Origin of the sequence: Christensenella massiliensis (assembly GCF_040409835.1) — a bacterium.
GTDB lineage: Bacteria > Bacillota > Clostridia > Christensenellales > Christensenellaceae > Christensenella > Christensenella massiliensis.
This window is the reverse complement of the sequence record NZ_CP117826.1, coordinates 2,339,494-2,353,866: the sequence shown is the minus strand read 5'-3', so window position 1 is coordinate 2,353,866 and position 14,373 is coordinate 2,339,494. Positions and strand designations below refer to the sequence as shown.

The following is a 14,373-nucleotide window of genomic DNA, read 5'->3' as shown; positions in this document are numbered from 1 at the left end:
CGAAGCGTGCTCCGATTCGGAGCAGACCTTTTCTTCACCCACTGAACAAAGGAGGAATATAGGATGAAGCACGACGTTATTATTACGATCTCCAGACAATTTGCAAGCGGCGGAAGGACCATTGCCAAAAAGCTGGCCGCACAGCTCGATATCCCCTATTATGACAATGACCTCATCACTCTTGCCGCCAAAGAAAGCGGATATGACGAGGAATTTTTCGCCAATGCGGAGGAAAAGGCCAATAACAAATTTTTATACTATCTGTCTTCCGGCCTTGGGAACGTATCTTCGTGGGGAACGGATATCGCGCTCGACGATAAGCTTTTTCTGATCCAAGCAGACGTCATTCGTTCGCTTGCCGCTAAGGGATCGTGCATCATCGTCGGCCGCTGTGCCGACTATGTTCTGGCAAACCATCCAAACTGCATTCATATATTTATCTATTCAGACCTTGAGCACCGGGTAGCGCGCGCCAAAAACGATTATCATCTCGACGCGCCGAACCTAAAGGACGCGATCATCAAATCAGACAAAAAACGCGCGACCTATTATAATTATTATTCGGATATGAAATGGGGGCAAAAAGAAAACTACCACTTGATGCTGAACAGCGACAGCATTGGCATTGAGAACTGTGTAAGGATGCTTACAGAATATGTGAATTTGTATGCTTCCGGAAAATAAGCCTCTATTCCCCGTCTGTAAACCGCTCCATTGCTGCGTAAAGAGTATTCGTTAAAGACAGAGAATGGATCAGTTATCTTTCTGCCCGCAGCATAGAAATTTTTATGCAGCGATATCCTCCGTCAGCTTCTATCAATATTACCACACGGCTTTCCCAACGATAGAATCTACTTCGTCCGTGATGCATCTGTCGAAACGCCTTTTATATTTCTGGTGTATCGCTTCTACGCATGCTATTCCGGACGTTTTTTCCCGGCAGGCAAAGGACAGGATATAATCGGCGTTATTTTGTTCTGTCTCCAATCGTCTGATACAAAATACCGTTTTAGCCTCGCGCCCAATGCGGCAGTATTCCTTGATTTCCCTTATCAGGAGTTCAAATTCTTCTTTTCTCCGCGGCCTGACATGATAGAAGCAGATAACATAAATCATACCACATTCCTCCAATTTTCAGCGAACTACGGTATTGCAGCTTATTGATCCGGCATATCTATTATAGGTATTCATTTTTCATTTTACAATGAATACGGTATAAAAAGCGTATTATTTGCGTAAATTATCAATTTTCTGATTTATTCTTACTTTTATTCTGTTTTATATGTATTTTGATCAATTTTTAAACAATGGCCTCCACTGGCCGGCGACACCATTCAGGATATAAGCAAAGGAGGGAATCTCCCTCCTTTGCTTCCGTTATGCAATCTTTACTTTCATCCAAGCATCTTCATACATACGCAGGATATTCTTTTCCAGATGCTCGTAATATTCACAGTTCTCCGTATCTTCCTTAGGCGGATTGAATGCCGTATTTTCAAGAAGCTCCGGATCGACAAGCTCTAACGCCGCGTCCTCCGGTGTAGAGTAGCAGTTGTATTCCGCGTTGAGCGCCGCGATATCCGGCCGCATCATGAAATCGATGAAACGCAGGGCGGCATCATAAACGTCCGTTGTGTTAAGGATACACATGCCGTCTACAAAAATGTTAGCTCCCTCCCTTGGTATGACGTACCGGAGGTCCGGATTATCCATCATGCAGTAAGCCGCGTCGCCCGCGTACAGCGGCGCAAGAGCCGCGCTTCCATTGATCATCGTCATTCTGAGATCATCCGTTCCGTAGGCAAGCACCAGAGGTTTTTGTTCGATGAGGAGCTCCGCCGCTTCGTCGAGCTCCTGCTGGTTTTTCGTATTGATGCTGTAGCCAAGTTCAATCAGCGCAAGACCTACGCTGTCCCGAATACTGTCATACATCAGGATCTGATTCTCATATTTGGGATCGAAAAGCGCGTCCCAGCTGTCGATCTCTTCCCCTGTCATTTCGATGTTATATAGGAGCCCGAACGTTCCCCATGTGTAGGGAACGGAATACTGCCCGGTTGGATCGTAGGTGCAGGTCTTGACGAAATCCTCGACATATTTGTAATTTTCCATTTTGGAATGGTCGAGCTCCGCGAGTCTGTCCTCCAGCATCAGCCGCTGGATCATATATTCGGACGGAACGATGATATCGATCTGCGTACCCTCCGTTGTCGCGATGACATACATTTCTTCGTTGGACGGCACCGTCGTTATATTGATTTTGATATCCGGATTCTCCTCCTCAAACAGCGGAATGACGGTGGGATCGATATAATCCCCCCAATTCAGAAAGTGCACGACTGTCCGGCCGTCCGCCGTTTCATTAGCGGCACACCCGCAGAGCGGAACGGTCAGTAGTAAACCGGCTAATAAGACACAAAAAAACTTTTTCATCCGTACTCAATTCCTTTTTTAGCGAAAGCTCCCCGCCCGCGGCATCTTTTTGGTTCTTTTCACAGAACGCAGGTTAATGACCAAAAGCAGCATGATCACGACGATAAACATAATGGCTGACAGCGCATTGATCATAGGATTGATCCCCACGCGCGCCATACTATAAATATAGGTAGACAGGTTCTGCGTCGCGCCCTGCGACGTAAAAAAGCTGATCATGAAGTCGTCGAACGACATGGTAAACGCGAGCAGGAAGCCTGTAACGATACCCGGTGCGATCTGCGGCAATATGACCTTACGCACCGCATAGGCAGGGCGTGCACCCATATCGAGCGCCGCTTCGTAGGTTCCGGGGTCCATTTGACGGAGCTTGGGAAGCACCGAAAAGATGACGAACGGGATATCAAACGTGATGTGCGCGAGAAGCATCGTCCAGTAGCCGCGTGGGATATTGAAGAAAATAAACAGGAGCAGCAGCGAAATACCCGTCACGATCTCTGCATTTACCATTGGGATATAGGTAAAATTTACCATAATATTTTTGCTTTTTTTACGGAAATTATCCATTCCTACCGCCGCGAGCGTTCCGATGAAAGTCGCCGCGAGGGACGCGATCATGGCAATGGAAACCGTTACCCACACCGCTTCCGCGATGGAGGGATCCTGAAGCAGCTGCTCATACCAGTGCAATGAGAAGCCCGTCCACTTCGCCATAGACTTCGATTCATTGAACGAAAAGACGATCAGCGCGCCGATGGGCAGATACATAAAAATCAGGATGACCGCCAGATAAAAGCGCTTCAGAAACAATTTTACTTTCACATCAGCGCACCTCCTTCTCCTTCTTTATCGTATTTACGCATGAGCCACATAAATACAATTGTCAGTATTAGCATGACCACCGCGAGTGCGCTTCCAAAATTCCATTCCGACATAAGCAGAAATTCCATCTCTATAAGATCGCCGTACATCATGAAGTGGCTTCCTCCGAGAAGCCGTGTGATGACGAACGTCGTCATGGCGGGCATGAACACCATTGTGATGCCGGAGACGATGCCTCCCTTGGAGAGCGGAAGAGTGACGCGCCAGAAGGTCTGCCATTTATTGGCGCCGAGATCCTGCGCCGCCTGAATGCACGAGATATCCATTTTTTGGAACACCGAGTAAATAGGCAGGATCATGAACGGCAGGAAATTATAGACAAGCCCGAAGATAATCGCGCCTTCCGTATATAAAAACTGTACAGGCTCAAATCCGAGCGCCATAAGCCCCTGATTGATAATGCCCGCATTATCGAGCAGGGTACGCCACGCATACGTCCGCAGAAGAAAGTTCATCCACATTGGCAGGACGAACAAAATAGAAATGACCGCCGCGCGGTTCGGTTTCATGCGTGACAGCATATAGGCGACCGGATAGCCGAGCAAAAGACAGATGACCGTTGCGATGAACGCCATCCGTACGCTGCGCCAGAATACCGTCATGTAGAGCGGTGAAAACGCACGGGCAAGATTTTCGGCCGTAAGCACCATAACACCGCCCGATCCTGTTTCCGTAAAGGCATACAGCAGGATCAGGATCAGCGGGGCGGCCGTGAAAATCGCGATCCATGCGATATACGGCAGTGCAAACACTTTGCGGGAGTTCATGACGTTTCGCAGTTCCCTGTTTTTCATTTCACTGCCTCCGGAACGCCGTCGACACGCATCTTATCATATTGGCTCACTTCCATAACGTGGATATCGTCCGGTTCGAGCGTAAAGCCGACTCTGTTCCCGGCCTCAAAAAACTCAGTCGAATGTACTAGCCATTCAAACCCGTTATCTCCATGTACCCGAATCTCGTAATGCACACCCATGAACAGCGTGGAGGATACCGTTCCTGTGATCATATCGTCCGCGATATTCTTCGTGATATTGATGTCCTCCGGACGGATGACAACCTTGACCGGTTCGTTCTCATTAAAACCGCGGTCGAGGCAGGTAAAATCATTATCCGCGAAATGCACGAGATAATCCCGCTTCATATTGCCGCTGATAATGTTGGATTCCCCGATGAAATCCGCGACAAAGGAATTTTTAGGTTCGTTATAAATCTGCTCCGGCGTGCCGATCTGCTGGATCACGCCGCCGTCGATCACGGCGATCGCATCGCTCATAGTAAGCGCCTCCTCCTGATCGTGTGTGACATAAACGAAAGTGATACCCAGCGTTTTCTGCATACGCTTCAGCTCAAGCTGCATTTCCTGTCTGAATTTAAGGTCGAGCGCGCCGAGCGGCTCGTCGAGCAACAGGACCTCCGGCTCGTTTACGAGGGCGCGGGCGATCGCCACGCGCTGCTGCTGCCCGCCGGAGAGCTTTGCGATATCCCGATCTCCATAACCGGAAAGCCCCACGAGTTTCAGCATGTCGCCTACTTTTTTTTCAATGACCGATTTTTTCATCTTTTTCAGTTTGAGCCCGAACGCAATATTATCGAATACGTTTAGGTGCGGAAACAAGGCGTATTTCTGGAACACCGTATTGACGCGCCTTTTATAGGGCGGTATCCCTTTTATGCTTTCTCCGAACAGGCACACGTCGCCGCGCGTCGGCTCTTCAAAGCCCGCTATGATCCGCAGGAGAGTGGTTTTTCCGCAACCGGACGGCCCCAGCAGCGTTAAAAACTCATTTTGCCGGATATAAAGATTGATATTGGAAAGGACTTCGACTCCGTCGTACTCCTTGTATACCCCTAAAAAATCGATGATGTGCTGTGACATTGGCATACCCTTTCAAACCGAATAATCATCAATCACGGCGGCGCTTCCAAATCGGCCCCTCCGCAGACGTTTCCTTAAAACATAGGCGGCGTGGATATCCAGATGACTTCCGCGTCTTTTTTTCCATTGTTCTCGAGCTTATGCGGCATACCCGCATGAAAATAGAAACTGCTGCCTTTCTTTACTCTGTGCCGTTTCATCCCGATCACAAGTGTGACCGTTCCTGCAAGCACATATCCAAATTCTTCTCCCTCGTGCGGCCTGTCTTCTTCCGTGGAACAGCCCGCTTTCAGATGCAGAAGTATCGGCTCCATTTGATTTTTCTGCGCATTTGGCACGAGCCATAAAATACTTTTTTCATCGTCTGCTTTTTCAAATCGGTTCTCCGGCGTGAAAACGACCTTTTCCTCTGCTCTTTCGCTGAAAAACTCCGGCAGGTCTGTTCCCAGACATTCGAGAATATCCATCAGTGTCGCGATTGACGGCGATGTAAGGTCTCGCTCAAGCTGAGAAATAAAGCCCTTGGAAAGCTCTGCGCGGTCTGCAAGCTCGCTTTGTGTAAGGCCGAGACTTTGTCGCCTCGCTTTGATCTTTTCGCCTATCTTCATGGAAATCCATCCCTTCCGCAGCAATGTTTTGATTATATATTAAACATTTTGTTTATTTTTATCAAACTTTTCGCGCAGGTATTATTTAATCATACGTTTTCCAGCATGTCAACAGATTTTTATCTTTATAACAGGCATATCGCAACCCTTTTATTCCCTTTTTTTCTCTATTTTTACAAAAAACAAGCAGAAAATTTATTCATACTATATAAAGACGCCGCTTTTTGTGTCTTATTTTTTGATGTCTTATCCCGCCATGCAGAATGCAAACGTCTCATATGGATGAGCTTTATATCCGCCTTAAATAAAAAAGGGAGCAAACTCCCTTTTTTACGACAGAAAAAATTTTGTTGCCCATTGTTATATGAGTTTCTGAGTGTTTATCCCCTCCCTTAACCGTTCTTTTCTGAAAGATATTGCCCGATCCCGCTTGCTACCGCCTGCGCGAGCTTTTGCTGATAATCGTCCTTTTGCAGCTTTTGTTCCTCCTCCGGATTGGAAAAGAACCCGCATTCCACGATGACGCTTGCCTGACTGCCCGGCCGAAGGAGCTGATAGTCTCCCGTATTCACGTCGCGTGGATTTTGAATGGACAGTTGTTCATTGAGCGCGGCCTGCACATATTTTGCAAGCTCATACCCGGCCGCCTCCCGGTCGCGGCAGAATACCTGCGGACCCGCTGCACCCGACCCTTTTTCAAAAAAATTCTGATGGATGCTGACAAACGCATCCGCATTTGCCGTTCGTATGATCTCCTCCCGTTTTTTCATATCTGCGGCTTTCCGCTTTTTTGCATCCGGTTCATTTGCCGCAGCGATCGGTTCGTCCGATTCCCGCGTCATGATAACAGTATATCCCTCCTGCTCAAGCACGGTCCTGAGCTTCAGCGCGATTTCAAGGTTTACCTCCTTTTCAAGCCTGCCCGTCGACACCCCCTTTGTTCCTACATCGGTATCTCCGTGCCCCGCGTCTATGATGATGCGGGGAGCGGCGTTTACCATGAGAAGCTCCTGTACGTTTTCCGTTTCATTTATGGCAGCCGTATCTGCAGCTCTGGACGTTTCAAGGGGAAACGCCTTGCAGAGAAAAAATATACATACTGCCGCCAGAAACACAGCTGCAAGCAACACAAAAAACCTTCCTGTAGCTCTCCGTCTTCTTTTGCTTCTGATTCCCGACGATATTGCACGCATACCAGCTTCCCCCTGTTTTAAGAAATTGAAAGAAAAACCCTGTACGTATACCGTACAGGGCCAAAGCAACATTTTTTCATCTGTTTTGCATCATTTTTGTAACATTTCGAGCCTTACAGAATATCCGATGGTTTTAAGATCATGCGGAAAGAGCTGCTTTCCAACATCAATTCCGCCAATATATCGAATTCCGACTCTGTCATCGCATACAGCCCGTCTACAAAGTAATCCATTTCCGTATATTCTCTGTTATAATCGAGCTTCAGTTCGTGATATTGTGCAAATGCAGCAACAGCATCGTGCATATCCGTCTCATCCCATCCTCCGAAAGCTCCGTGCGCATCTCCGGCAAGGAGCGGCTGAGAATCAATAGCCATAAAATAAACTTTTCCTATCTCGTCATCGATCACAAACCGATAGGTCACTTCCGTATTCGGATTGACGATATTTCCCTCCCAATAATAAAATTCCGTCGCCGATACAGTCGGGTCGTATGCCCGGAGAAAAGCAATGCCCTTTACCGCATCATAGGAACCGATCTCTCCGAGATCGAATTTCGGGATCGCCCCTGTTTGCTGAAGCTGCCGCGCTTCCCGTACGATAGCCAGCTCTGCCTGTGCCTTCGTCATCACACAATCTGCCGCAGGCTGCTCGGTGTAGATAACAGATATGTTGTTTTGTGTTCTTGTATCTTTTGTGCCTTCCTCTGTTTCCTCCGCCATTCCGAATATATCGGTATTGTTTCCCTCAAAGTTCAGGCGTATCGCTTCGTACAGCACCTTTGTCTTCTGATATTTTGTGGCTTTATATTCATAGGACTCCGCCGCCGTTTCATCTCTTTGCACGATATTTAAAAAGGACGCGTCTCCCTTTTGCGCAAGGTAGGGCGGGAGTCCTGCGCACAGCGCGACCACAAGGAAGGTGACAGCCGCCGCACAGACATATTTCAGAACACGTCTCATGCCCGCCTCCTTCCAGCCGCCCGGCGAACGCGGATGCATACGAGCGTTCCCGAGCCGACCACACTTTTGAATTCAAGGCGCGAGCCGTGGAGGCGTGCGATCTTATCGGAGAGCGCAAGGCCAAGACCCGCACCGTTCTGTGCCCGCGCCCGGCTTTTATCCACCATATAAAACGCCTCCGTGATTTTTTTGATCTCATCTTCCGGTATTCCGCGGCCATGGTCGCGGACACAAAATAGATAATCGCGGCCACGGACATGCCCATACACTTCGATCGTGCTGCCCGGTTCGGACGCTTTGCGCGCATTGTCGATCAGATTGACGAGCAGCGTCTTAAACAGATCCGGCTCGATCATAAGGACCGCATTCTGCGCTGATACTTCTAAAATAAGCCCTGCTTTTTCCATGATGGGAAGCATAAGGCCCTCGATCTCTTCCATAAGAACACGCGGATTCACCCGGCGCTTTTCAAATTCCTGCCTGTCGAGCACCATAAGCTCAAGCAGCTTCAGGGAAAGCGCTTCGAGCCGTTTTCCCTCGGTGAAGATATAGTTTGAGGCAAGAAACATTTCTTCCGGCGCCATCTGCTTGGAACGGAGCATATCCGCGTAGCCGATGATCGATGTGAGCGGCGTTTTGAGCTCGTGCGCAAAGCTCGCGACAAAATCTTCCCGCTGGCGCGCCGTGTTCTCAAGATCATACATCTTGTCCTGCACCGCATCGGTCATGGCATTGAAATCGCGTGTAAATTCTGCGATCTCGTCCTCGCCTTTTACCCGCATACGCACATCATAATCTCCCTCGGCTATCCGTCTCGTCGTAGCCGAAAGGCGCGCCAGCGGGCGCGTCAGAAACATGGAAACGGCAAGCATGACGATGGCGCTTAAAAGCAGGAGCACGATGCTCCACTCCGTATAGGTGTCGAACTGCATCTCCCGTTCCTGAAAAATGGAGGTGATATCCCGCGAGGTCTCAAGATAGACCGTACGTTCTCCCACCGTCGTCCTGCAGCACACGGTGATCTCATATCTTTCCCCTGTACGGCCGATCCGGTAGGTCCTGTCCGCTTCCGTTTCCGCCATAAGCTGCATATCCGCAGCTTCTCCCGTACTGGTAAACACCGTTTCGTAATTTTCGTCCGCTACGACGATGCCCCTCCGTCCGCTGCTTTCGAGGGAGGATACGCTGTTTATGACAGCCTCATCCGTTAATTTTTCCCCTTGATTCACATAGGTGGTGGCTGCGCTTTCATAGGCCAGCTTTGTCAGCTGATTTTCTTCAAGCGCCCGATCTGTTTCGCGGGAAAGTGCCGAATCAAAAAAAGACGTAATCAAAATAAAGCCACCTATCGCAAATACGACGGCAATGACGATCACGGTCGATAAAAACACCTTCCATGCAAATCTCATTCTAACATTCCAGCCTGTATCCTACCTTATATACGGCAACGATCATTTTTTCCCATCCCAGCTTTTTACGCAGGCGCTGCACATGCAGATCTACCGTCCGCGTATCTCCGAGATAATCGCTTTGCCATACCCGCTCGAATATCGTTTCGCGGAACAATGCGATATTTTTATTCCGGATAAAAAGAAGCAGCAATTCGTATTCCTTCATCGTAAGGTCGATTTGCTTTCCATTTTTCTTTACGCTCCGCGACTGCGTATCGACCTCTACGTCTCCTATGGACAGCTTGCTCTCCCCTTTATGATACCGGCGCAGTACAGCCTCTACACGCGCCAAAAGCTCGACGATCTCAAAAGGCTTTACGATGTAGTCGTCCGCGCCGAGATGCAGCCCTTTTACCCGATCGGCCACATCGTTTTTCGCCGTGATAAAAATAACGGGCGTTTCTGTCGGCGCGATGTATTCCATCAATTCATAGCCGTTGACTTTCGGCAGCATGACGTCGAGCAATATAAGGTCATAACGGTTCTGCTCGATCATATCCGCCGCCTGCATTCCGTCATTCGCCACATTGCAGCAATAGCCGCCTTCCGTTAGATTCACACGAATCAGATTGGAAATCGGAAGTTCGTCTTCCACGATCAAAATATTTACCATAACCCCTGCAAACTCCAACAATCTATACGGTACGGCAAAGGCCCGGTCACCGTTGAAATGCACAGCAAACAAGCTTCTGCCGTCTTATTTGTATCTATTATTACTCCATATTGTATCATATTTGTATCAACGCCGCCTGTTTTCTTTCAAAAACTGCTCTATGCCGCCGTTCGCCGCGTTTCGGGCTTATGAAAAAAAAGCTGCTAAAACAAACTTTCAAATTTAGCGCACTCCTTTTCGCCGTTATCGCTTCGCATTCCCATAAATCTGGCATCAGCGTTATTTCAGGCTTAAAAATCAATGTTTTCCGCAAATTCATTCATCGGAAGCGCAGAGAGATCAGGTGTGTGCAATGTTCTATAAACTGACAAACGCCGGTCTTCAAGGGACCGGCGTTTGTGATACATATTTTTGCTGACCGTTATTCTTCAGTGCGCCGCCGCTTGCCGCCAACAGCTAAAAGCAATACGCCTGCCCCCGCAAGCAGGGCAAACGGCATAAGAGGCCTGCCATCATCTGTTTTCGGCGTTTTGGTTTCATCTGCGGAGCTGTTTCCCCCAGTGGTATCTGCACCGCCGTTTTCATTTGCGGGGAACGGTACTTCTTTTGTTTCCCGACAGCCGCATACCGTGCAGGTCCTTTCCTGCCTTCCGGCCACGACCGCCCACTCTCCGAACGCATGCGGCGCCTCATCGAATATTTCTCCGCAGGCCGTACATTCGTGCCAATGCCGCTCCGCATCTGTGTTCCATTCCCTGTATGTATGCCCTACGGCTTCCAAAACGATTTCTTCCGCCCGTGTGCCGCAGTATATGCAGTCCGCATGACCGCTGCCCGGCGTGGTACAGCCGGGCGTTTTATCTATGACCGACTCCCCCGGTGTATGCTTTGCGTTTACCGTTACAGTAAGCTCCGTTTGATTGCCCGCTTCATCGGAGACCACGACCGTATGCCGCCCCGGTCCTAATAGATAGGCGTCCTCTTCCGGCAATGAAACCGGTTCTCCGTCGACAAAGACTCCGGCGATATGCTCATCTTCCGCAGCAAATGCCGCCTCCATGCAATAGACCGCTCCGTCTTCGAGCCCCTTGACCACCGGTGCTGTCGTATCGATCAGGAGAGTTGCCGTATTTTTTGCAACGGCGTCTTTGGTTTCATCCTCCCGCACGGATTCCAGATAATAGGTGAACGTCCCGCTGTCCTGTTCAGTCAGCAAAAGCGGCTGTCTGCTCCACGTTTTTCCGTCGAGACTGATCAGATGTCCTTCCGGCGGAGCAACTGTTACCTCAGACTGGTACCAACCGTTCTTTCCATCCGGTATTTCGGGAGAAAATACAGCCTTTGCCTCATAACGTACAACTTCGAATTCCGGCGCTTCCTCTGCGAGGACAAGCCTATAATTTTCATCGTTCGCTGCAAGTGTTCCGATCGTGTAGGCATAGCTCCCCGGCTGCTCGCCCTGCGTCCGTGAGAGCGCCCCTGAAATGGTTATCTCTTCGGACAGCCCTTGTACCGTATAACGATAGGCAGGATCTTCCTGCCCGGTATATTTCCACTGGCCCGCATCCGGTACGGCTATCGCTGCTGCCGGTTCTACCGTGAAAGTGACCGGTACCGCGGCCGACGCCGTATCTCCATTTTCCGTTTTGCAGGCGGTCACCTCCAGATAATAGTAGTATTCTCCGACAGAAAATCCGGATGGAAGCTTATATTCCTTTTCTACCGCGCCGGATATTGGTTCTCCTCCTGTTGTTTGGCCCTTTTTTTCCGCCTGATACCATTGGCAGGAATAGGTGTGCCCCGCCTCCTCCTGAACGTCTGCCGAAAAAGCCGCTTCGCTATATCCATACGGTACGCTGATATCCTGTACTGTAACCTCCGGTGTTTCCGCCGGAGCAGAGGTCTGTACATAAAAGATATAGGCGACGGCTTCCGTTGCATCAGGGTCTGCCGTTCCAATCGCCGTATGCCTTGATTTATAGAACAGCCTGTCGGCTTTACCCGGCTGGCTGTAATATCCGTAAATTTCAATCAGGTAATAGCCGTCTCCGTAATCTTCCCCGGAATATTCCCCCGCATGTGTGCGTTCATGTTCCGGTCCATTAATTGGGATCGTAGGAGTGCCGCAGGAGGGGAAGCCGGGAAACCCAAAGCCATCCTCTTCCATACGCGGCCCCTCGCTTCCGCCTTTCCATACGTCTGTCCACTCGTATTTGAAATAAACGGAACCGCCGTTTTCGTCTTTTTGCTCCAAAAGCGGATGCGTTACCTGTACGCCGACCTGATGCTCCTGATCGTTCGACACATTGACGTCAAAGCTCGTATCCGAAAAATCCTGTACCACTCCGTCTATGACCGGGACGACCTTTGGCTTTTCCAGCACAAAGCTCTGCGTTATGACCAGCAAATCGCCTGAGGGCCGCAGCACCGTATCTGCCGTCATGATTTCCCCGTCATATTCCCAGCCGCCCGTATAGCCCACAGGCGCGCCGGCAGACGGCGCTTCCGGAAGCGCATAATCGGAATCTGTTTCCCAGTCCCCCAATGTATTTTTCACAACATTGGCAGGCTGACCATATAATTTTTGTTCCGTGCGCACTGCGGGTTCTCCATATTGCAGCGTAAATTCATAGGTGCAGGCGTTTTCATAGGTACTGAATCCGCTGGGGACAAAAGTTCCGTGTGCGGCAGAATCGCGGAACACGATGATACGGCCGTCGAGCGCATAGGACGCACTGCTGTTCGCTTCTGAAACGAACGCTCTGCCATTGTAGGCAGATGCATCAGCCGCCTGCACATGGATCGTTGTTACCGCGTCTGTTTTAAAGGCCTCTTCTCCGACATATTCGACGCTTTCCGGCAATACAACCGACGTATTGACCGACGATGAGAAGCATGCCTTGAAGCTTTGCCTCCCGATTATTTTCAGGGAAGCCGGCAGTTCAAACACCGCGCCGGGATCGCCGCCCGTCACTTTGATATAGAGAAGTCCGCTGCAACCGTTGAATACGCTGCCTGAGTCTGTCGTTCCCAGCGTTTCCAATCCAGACGGGAGCGTTATTCCTGTGAGCCCCGTACAACCGTTAAACGCAGACTTCTCCAGCGTCTTTAGCGACTCGGGAAGAACAAGCTCACCGCTTAAATAGGTATTATACATAAACGCCTGTGACCGAATGGCTTTTAAGCTTGCCGCTTCTGAAAAATCGACCGAAACAATATGATAGGCGCTCGTTCCCCGCAATGCATTCGAAGCGATCTCCGTTACGCCCGACGGAATTTTTACGCGCAGGTTCGGCGTTTCTACGTTAGGATATTCGCTTTTAAGCCACGTCTCGTCGATCCCTTTCAGGCTCCCTCCGCTGATCGTGAGCCCTTCTATGGGCACGTCGATCACCTCTTCCGCAGACACGGCATCGGTTCTCTCTATCTCCAGCGAGGCCACAGCAAGCACGGCTGTTTCCTTCTCTGCGCCCGGCAGCCTATTTTTCTCCCCGGCTGTCTCTTCCATATTTTCCGCGACTGTCTCCTCTGTATTTCCCTCGTCCGTCTCTTCCGGCTGTGCAGGCGTTTTATTTTCCGCCGCCGTATCTCCGGCATCTGCTGCAGCATGGCTTCCGTTTATATCTTCCGCCAGTGCCACGCCTCCGAAAAGTGTCACCGCCATTGCGACACAAACAATGAACGCAACCATTCTTTTCTTTTTTCCCATCGTTTCTTCCTTTCCCACCTGTTTGGTTTGACAGGTCTTATTCTTTTCAGTTGATTCCCTGAAATATAAAAAGGCCCTGTTTATACCACCGGCATAAACAGGGCCTATAGGGCATGCCAAATACAGACAGGATCACCTCTGTCTGTCTGTCTGTCTGTCTGTCTGTCTGTCTGTCTGTCTGTCTGTCTGTCTGTCTGTCTGTCTGTCTGTCTGTCTGTCTGTCTGTCTGTCTGTCTGTCTGTCTGTCTGTCTGTCTGTCTGTCTGTCTGTCTGTCTGTCTGTCTGTCTGTAAGGATTATCGACCTACAAGCTTTATTTGTCAATCTGATATCGCTGCCTTTCTCTGGTTTTATCTGAGCTTTATCATAATTTTGCTGTGAGAACATACGTTCCTGTCCTCTCTATCTCTCAATATCTACAAACAGCAAAGAGGTTAGCCCCGCTGTATTATTTTATGCTCTTTGTACTGTATGGCCTATCGAGTAATATTTTGTTCTAATATAATAGCAAATAAAAACAGTATAATGATGCATTTTCGAAAAAATGACGATCAGCGGATAATTCTCCTGTTTCGCGGTTTCAATTATAAAAAACAAGCATAAAATAGTTCCGCTTTTGATTCAGTACATATTCCTCATTACGC

General features: G+C 49.4%; 13 protein-coding genes. 1 reads left to right on the top strand and 12 read right to left on the bottom strand.

Features of this window, described 5'->3' with window-relative positions; translation table 11 throughout:
* Window positions 1–63 precede the first annotated feature (63 nt).
* Window positions 64–684 (top strand): AAA family ATPase, encoded by a 621-nt coding sequence (locus PUP29_RS11575; RefSeq protein WP_079545617.1) that lies wholly within the window; start codon window positions 64–66, stop codon window positions 682–684.
* A gap of 138 nt (window positions 685–822) precedes the next feature.
* Here the strand turns inward: PUP29_RS11575 and PUP29_RS11570 are convergent, their stop codons facing one another.
* From PUP29_RS11570 to PUP29_RS11515, 12 genes are all read right to left on the bottom strand, one after another.
* Window positions 823–1,116, bottom strand: a complete 294-nt coding sequence (locus tag PUP29_RS11570) for a hypothetical protein (RefSeq protein ID WP_079545618.1) — start codon at window positions 1,114–1,116, stop codon at window positions 823–825.
* Between the two features lie 261 nt (window positions 1,117–1,377).
* Window positions 1,378–2,433: an ABC transporter substrate-binding protein gene (locus PUP29_RS11565; protein ID WP_079545620.1), complete on the bottom strand. Its 1,056-nt coding sequence runs from the start codon at window positions 2,431–2,433 to the stop codon at window positions 1,378–1,380.
* An 18-nt stretch (window positions 2,434–2,451) separates the two neighbouring features.
* Window positions 2,452–3,201 (bottom strand): ABC transporter permease, encoded by a 750-nt coding sequence (locus PUP29_RS11560; protein ID WP_353424079.1) that lies wholly within the window; start codon window positions 3,199–3,201, stop codon window positions 2,452–2,454.
* Window positions 3,202–3,251: 50 nt separating this feature from the next.
* Window positions 3,252–4,109, bottom strand: coding sequence for an ABC transporter permease (locus PUP29_RS11555; protein ID WP_353423398.1), 858 nt, complete (start codon window positions 4,107–4,109; stop codon window positions 3,252–3,254).
* Entirely contained in the window at window positions 4,106–5,200 is a 1,095-nt protein-coding gene (locus PUP29_RS11550) for an ABC transporter ATP-binding protein (RefSeq protein WP_434542792.1), read from the bottom strand. Before PUP29_RS11550 ends, PUP29_RS11555 begins: the two co-directional genes overlap by 4 nt.
* A gap of 68 nt (window positions 5,201–5,268) precedes the next feature.
* Window positions 5,269–5,802, bottom strand: coding sequence for a cupin domain-containing protein (locus tag PUP29_RS11545; RefSeq protein WP_079545625.1), 534 nt, complete (start codon window positions 5,800–5,802; stop codon window positions 5,269–5,271).
* Between the two features lie 392 nt (window positions 5,803–6,194).
* Window positions 6,195–6,932 carry an N-acetylmuramoyl-L-alanine amidase gene (locus tag PUP29_RS11540; RefSeq protein WP_353423394.1) on the bottom strand — a complete coding sequence of 246 codons (738 nt, stop codon included), beginning with the start codon at window positions 6,930–6,932 and terminating at the stop codon, window positions 6,195–6,197.
* A 176-nt stretch (window positions 6,933–7,108) separates the two neighbouring features.
* Window positions 7,109–7,957 (bottom strand): hypothetical protein, encoded by an 849-nt coding sequence (locus PUP29_RS11535; RefSeq protein ID WP_079545631.1) that lies wholly within the window; start codon window positions 7,955–7,957, stop codon window positions 7,109–7,111.
* The gene (locus tag PUP29_RS11530; protein WP_079545633.1) at window positions 7,954–9,366 is read right to left on the bottom strand and encodes a sensor histidine kinase; all 1,413 of its coding nucleotides are present in this window, start codon (window positions 9,364–9,366) and stop codon (window positions 7,954–7,956) included. Before PUP29_RS11530 ends, PUP29_RS11535 begins: the two co-directional genes overlap by 4 nt.
* A 1-nt stretch (window position 9,367) precedes the next feature.
* Window positions 9,368–10,021, bottom strand: a complete 654-nt coding sequence (locus PUP29_RS11525; RefSeq protein WP_079545635.1) for a response regulator transcription factor — start codon at window positions 10,019–10,021, stop codon at window positions 9,368–9,370.
* A 421-nt stretch (window positions 10,022–10,442) separates the two neighbouring features.
* Window positions 10,443–13,730 (bottom strand): leucine-rich repeat protein, encoded by a 3,288-nt coding sequence (locus PUP29_RS11520; RefSeq protein ID WP_079545636.1) that lies wholly within the window; start codon window positions 13,728–13,730, stop codon window positions 10,443–10,445.
* Window positions 13,731–13,834: 104 nt separating this feature from the next.
* A complete protein-coding gene (locus PUP29_RS11515; RefSeq protein WP_353423390.1) occupies window positions 13,835–14,053 on the bottom strand; it encodes a hypothetical protein in 219 nt (72 codons plus the stop codon).
* Window positions 14,054–14,373: the final 320 nt, after the last annotated feature.

What these genes read in the sequence shown, in the direction of transcription:
- PUP29_RS11575 (WP_079545617.1), top strand. Translation starts at nt 64, where the DNA reads ATGAAGCACGACGTTATTATTACGATCTCCAGACAATTTGCAAGCGGC.
- PUP29_RS11570 (WP_079545618.1), bottom strand. Translation starts at nt 1,116, where the DNA reads ATGATTTATGTTATCTGCTTCTATCATGTCAGGCCGCGGAGAAAAGAA.
- PUP29_RS11565 (WP_079545620.1), bottom strand. Translation starts at nt 2,433, where the DNA reads ATGAAAAAGTTTTTTTGTGTCTTATTAGCCGGTTTACTACTGACCGTT.
- PUP29_RS11560 (WP_353424079.1), bottom strand. Translation starts at nt 3,201, where the DNA reads ATGTATCTGCCCATCGGCGCGCTGATCGTCTTTTCGTTCAATGAATCG.
- PUP29_RS11555 (WP_353423398.1), bottom strand. Translation starts at nt 4,109, where the DNA reads ATGAAAAACAGGGAACTGCGAAACGTCATGAACTCCCGCAAAGTGTTT.
- PUP29_RS11550 (WP_434542792.1), bottom strand. Translation starts at nt 5,200, where the DNA reads ATGCCAATGTCACAGCACATCATCGATTTTTTAGGGGTATACAAGGAG.
- PUP29_RS11545 (WP_079545625.1), bottom strand. Translation starts at nt 5,802, where the DNA reads ATGAAGATAGGCGAAAAGATCAAAGCGAGGCGACAAAGTCTCGGCCTT.
- PUP29_RS11535 (WP_079545631.1), bottom strand. Translation starts at nt 7,957, where the DNA reads ATGAGACGTGTTCTGAAATATGTCTGTGCGGCGGCTGTCACCTTCCTT.
- PUP29_RS11530 (WP_079545633.1), bottom strand. Translation starts at nt 9,366, where the DNA reads ATGAGATTTGCATGGAAGGTGTTTTTATCGACCGTGATCGTCATTGCC.
- PUP29_RS11525 (WP_079545635.1), bottom strand. Translation starts at nt 10,021, where the DNA reads ATGGTAAATATTTTGATCGTGGAAGACGAACTTCCGATTTCCAATCTG.
- PUP29_RS11520 (WP_079545636.1), bottom strand. Translation starts at nt 13,730, where the DNA reads ATGGGAAAAAAGAAAAGAATGGTTGCGTTCATTGTTTGTGTCGCAATG.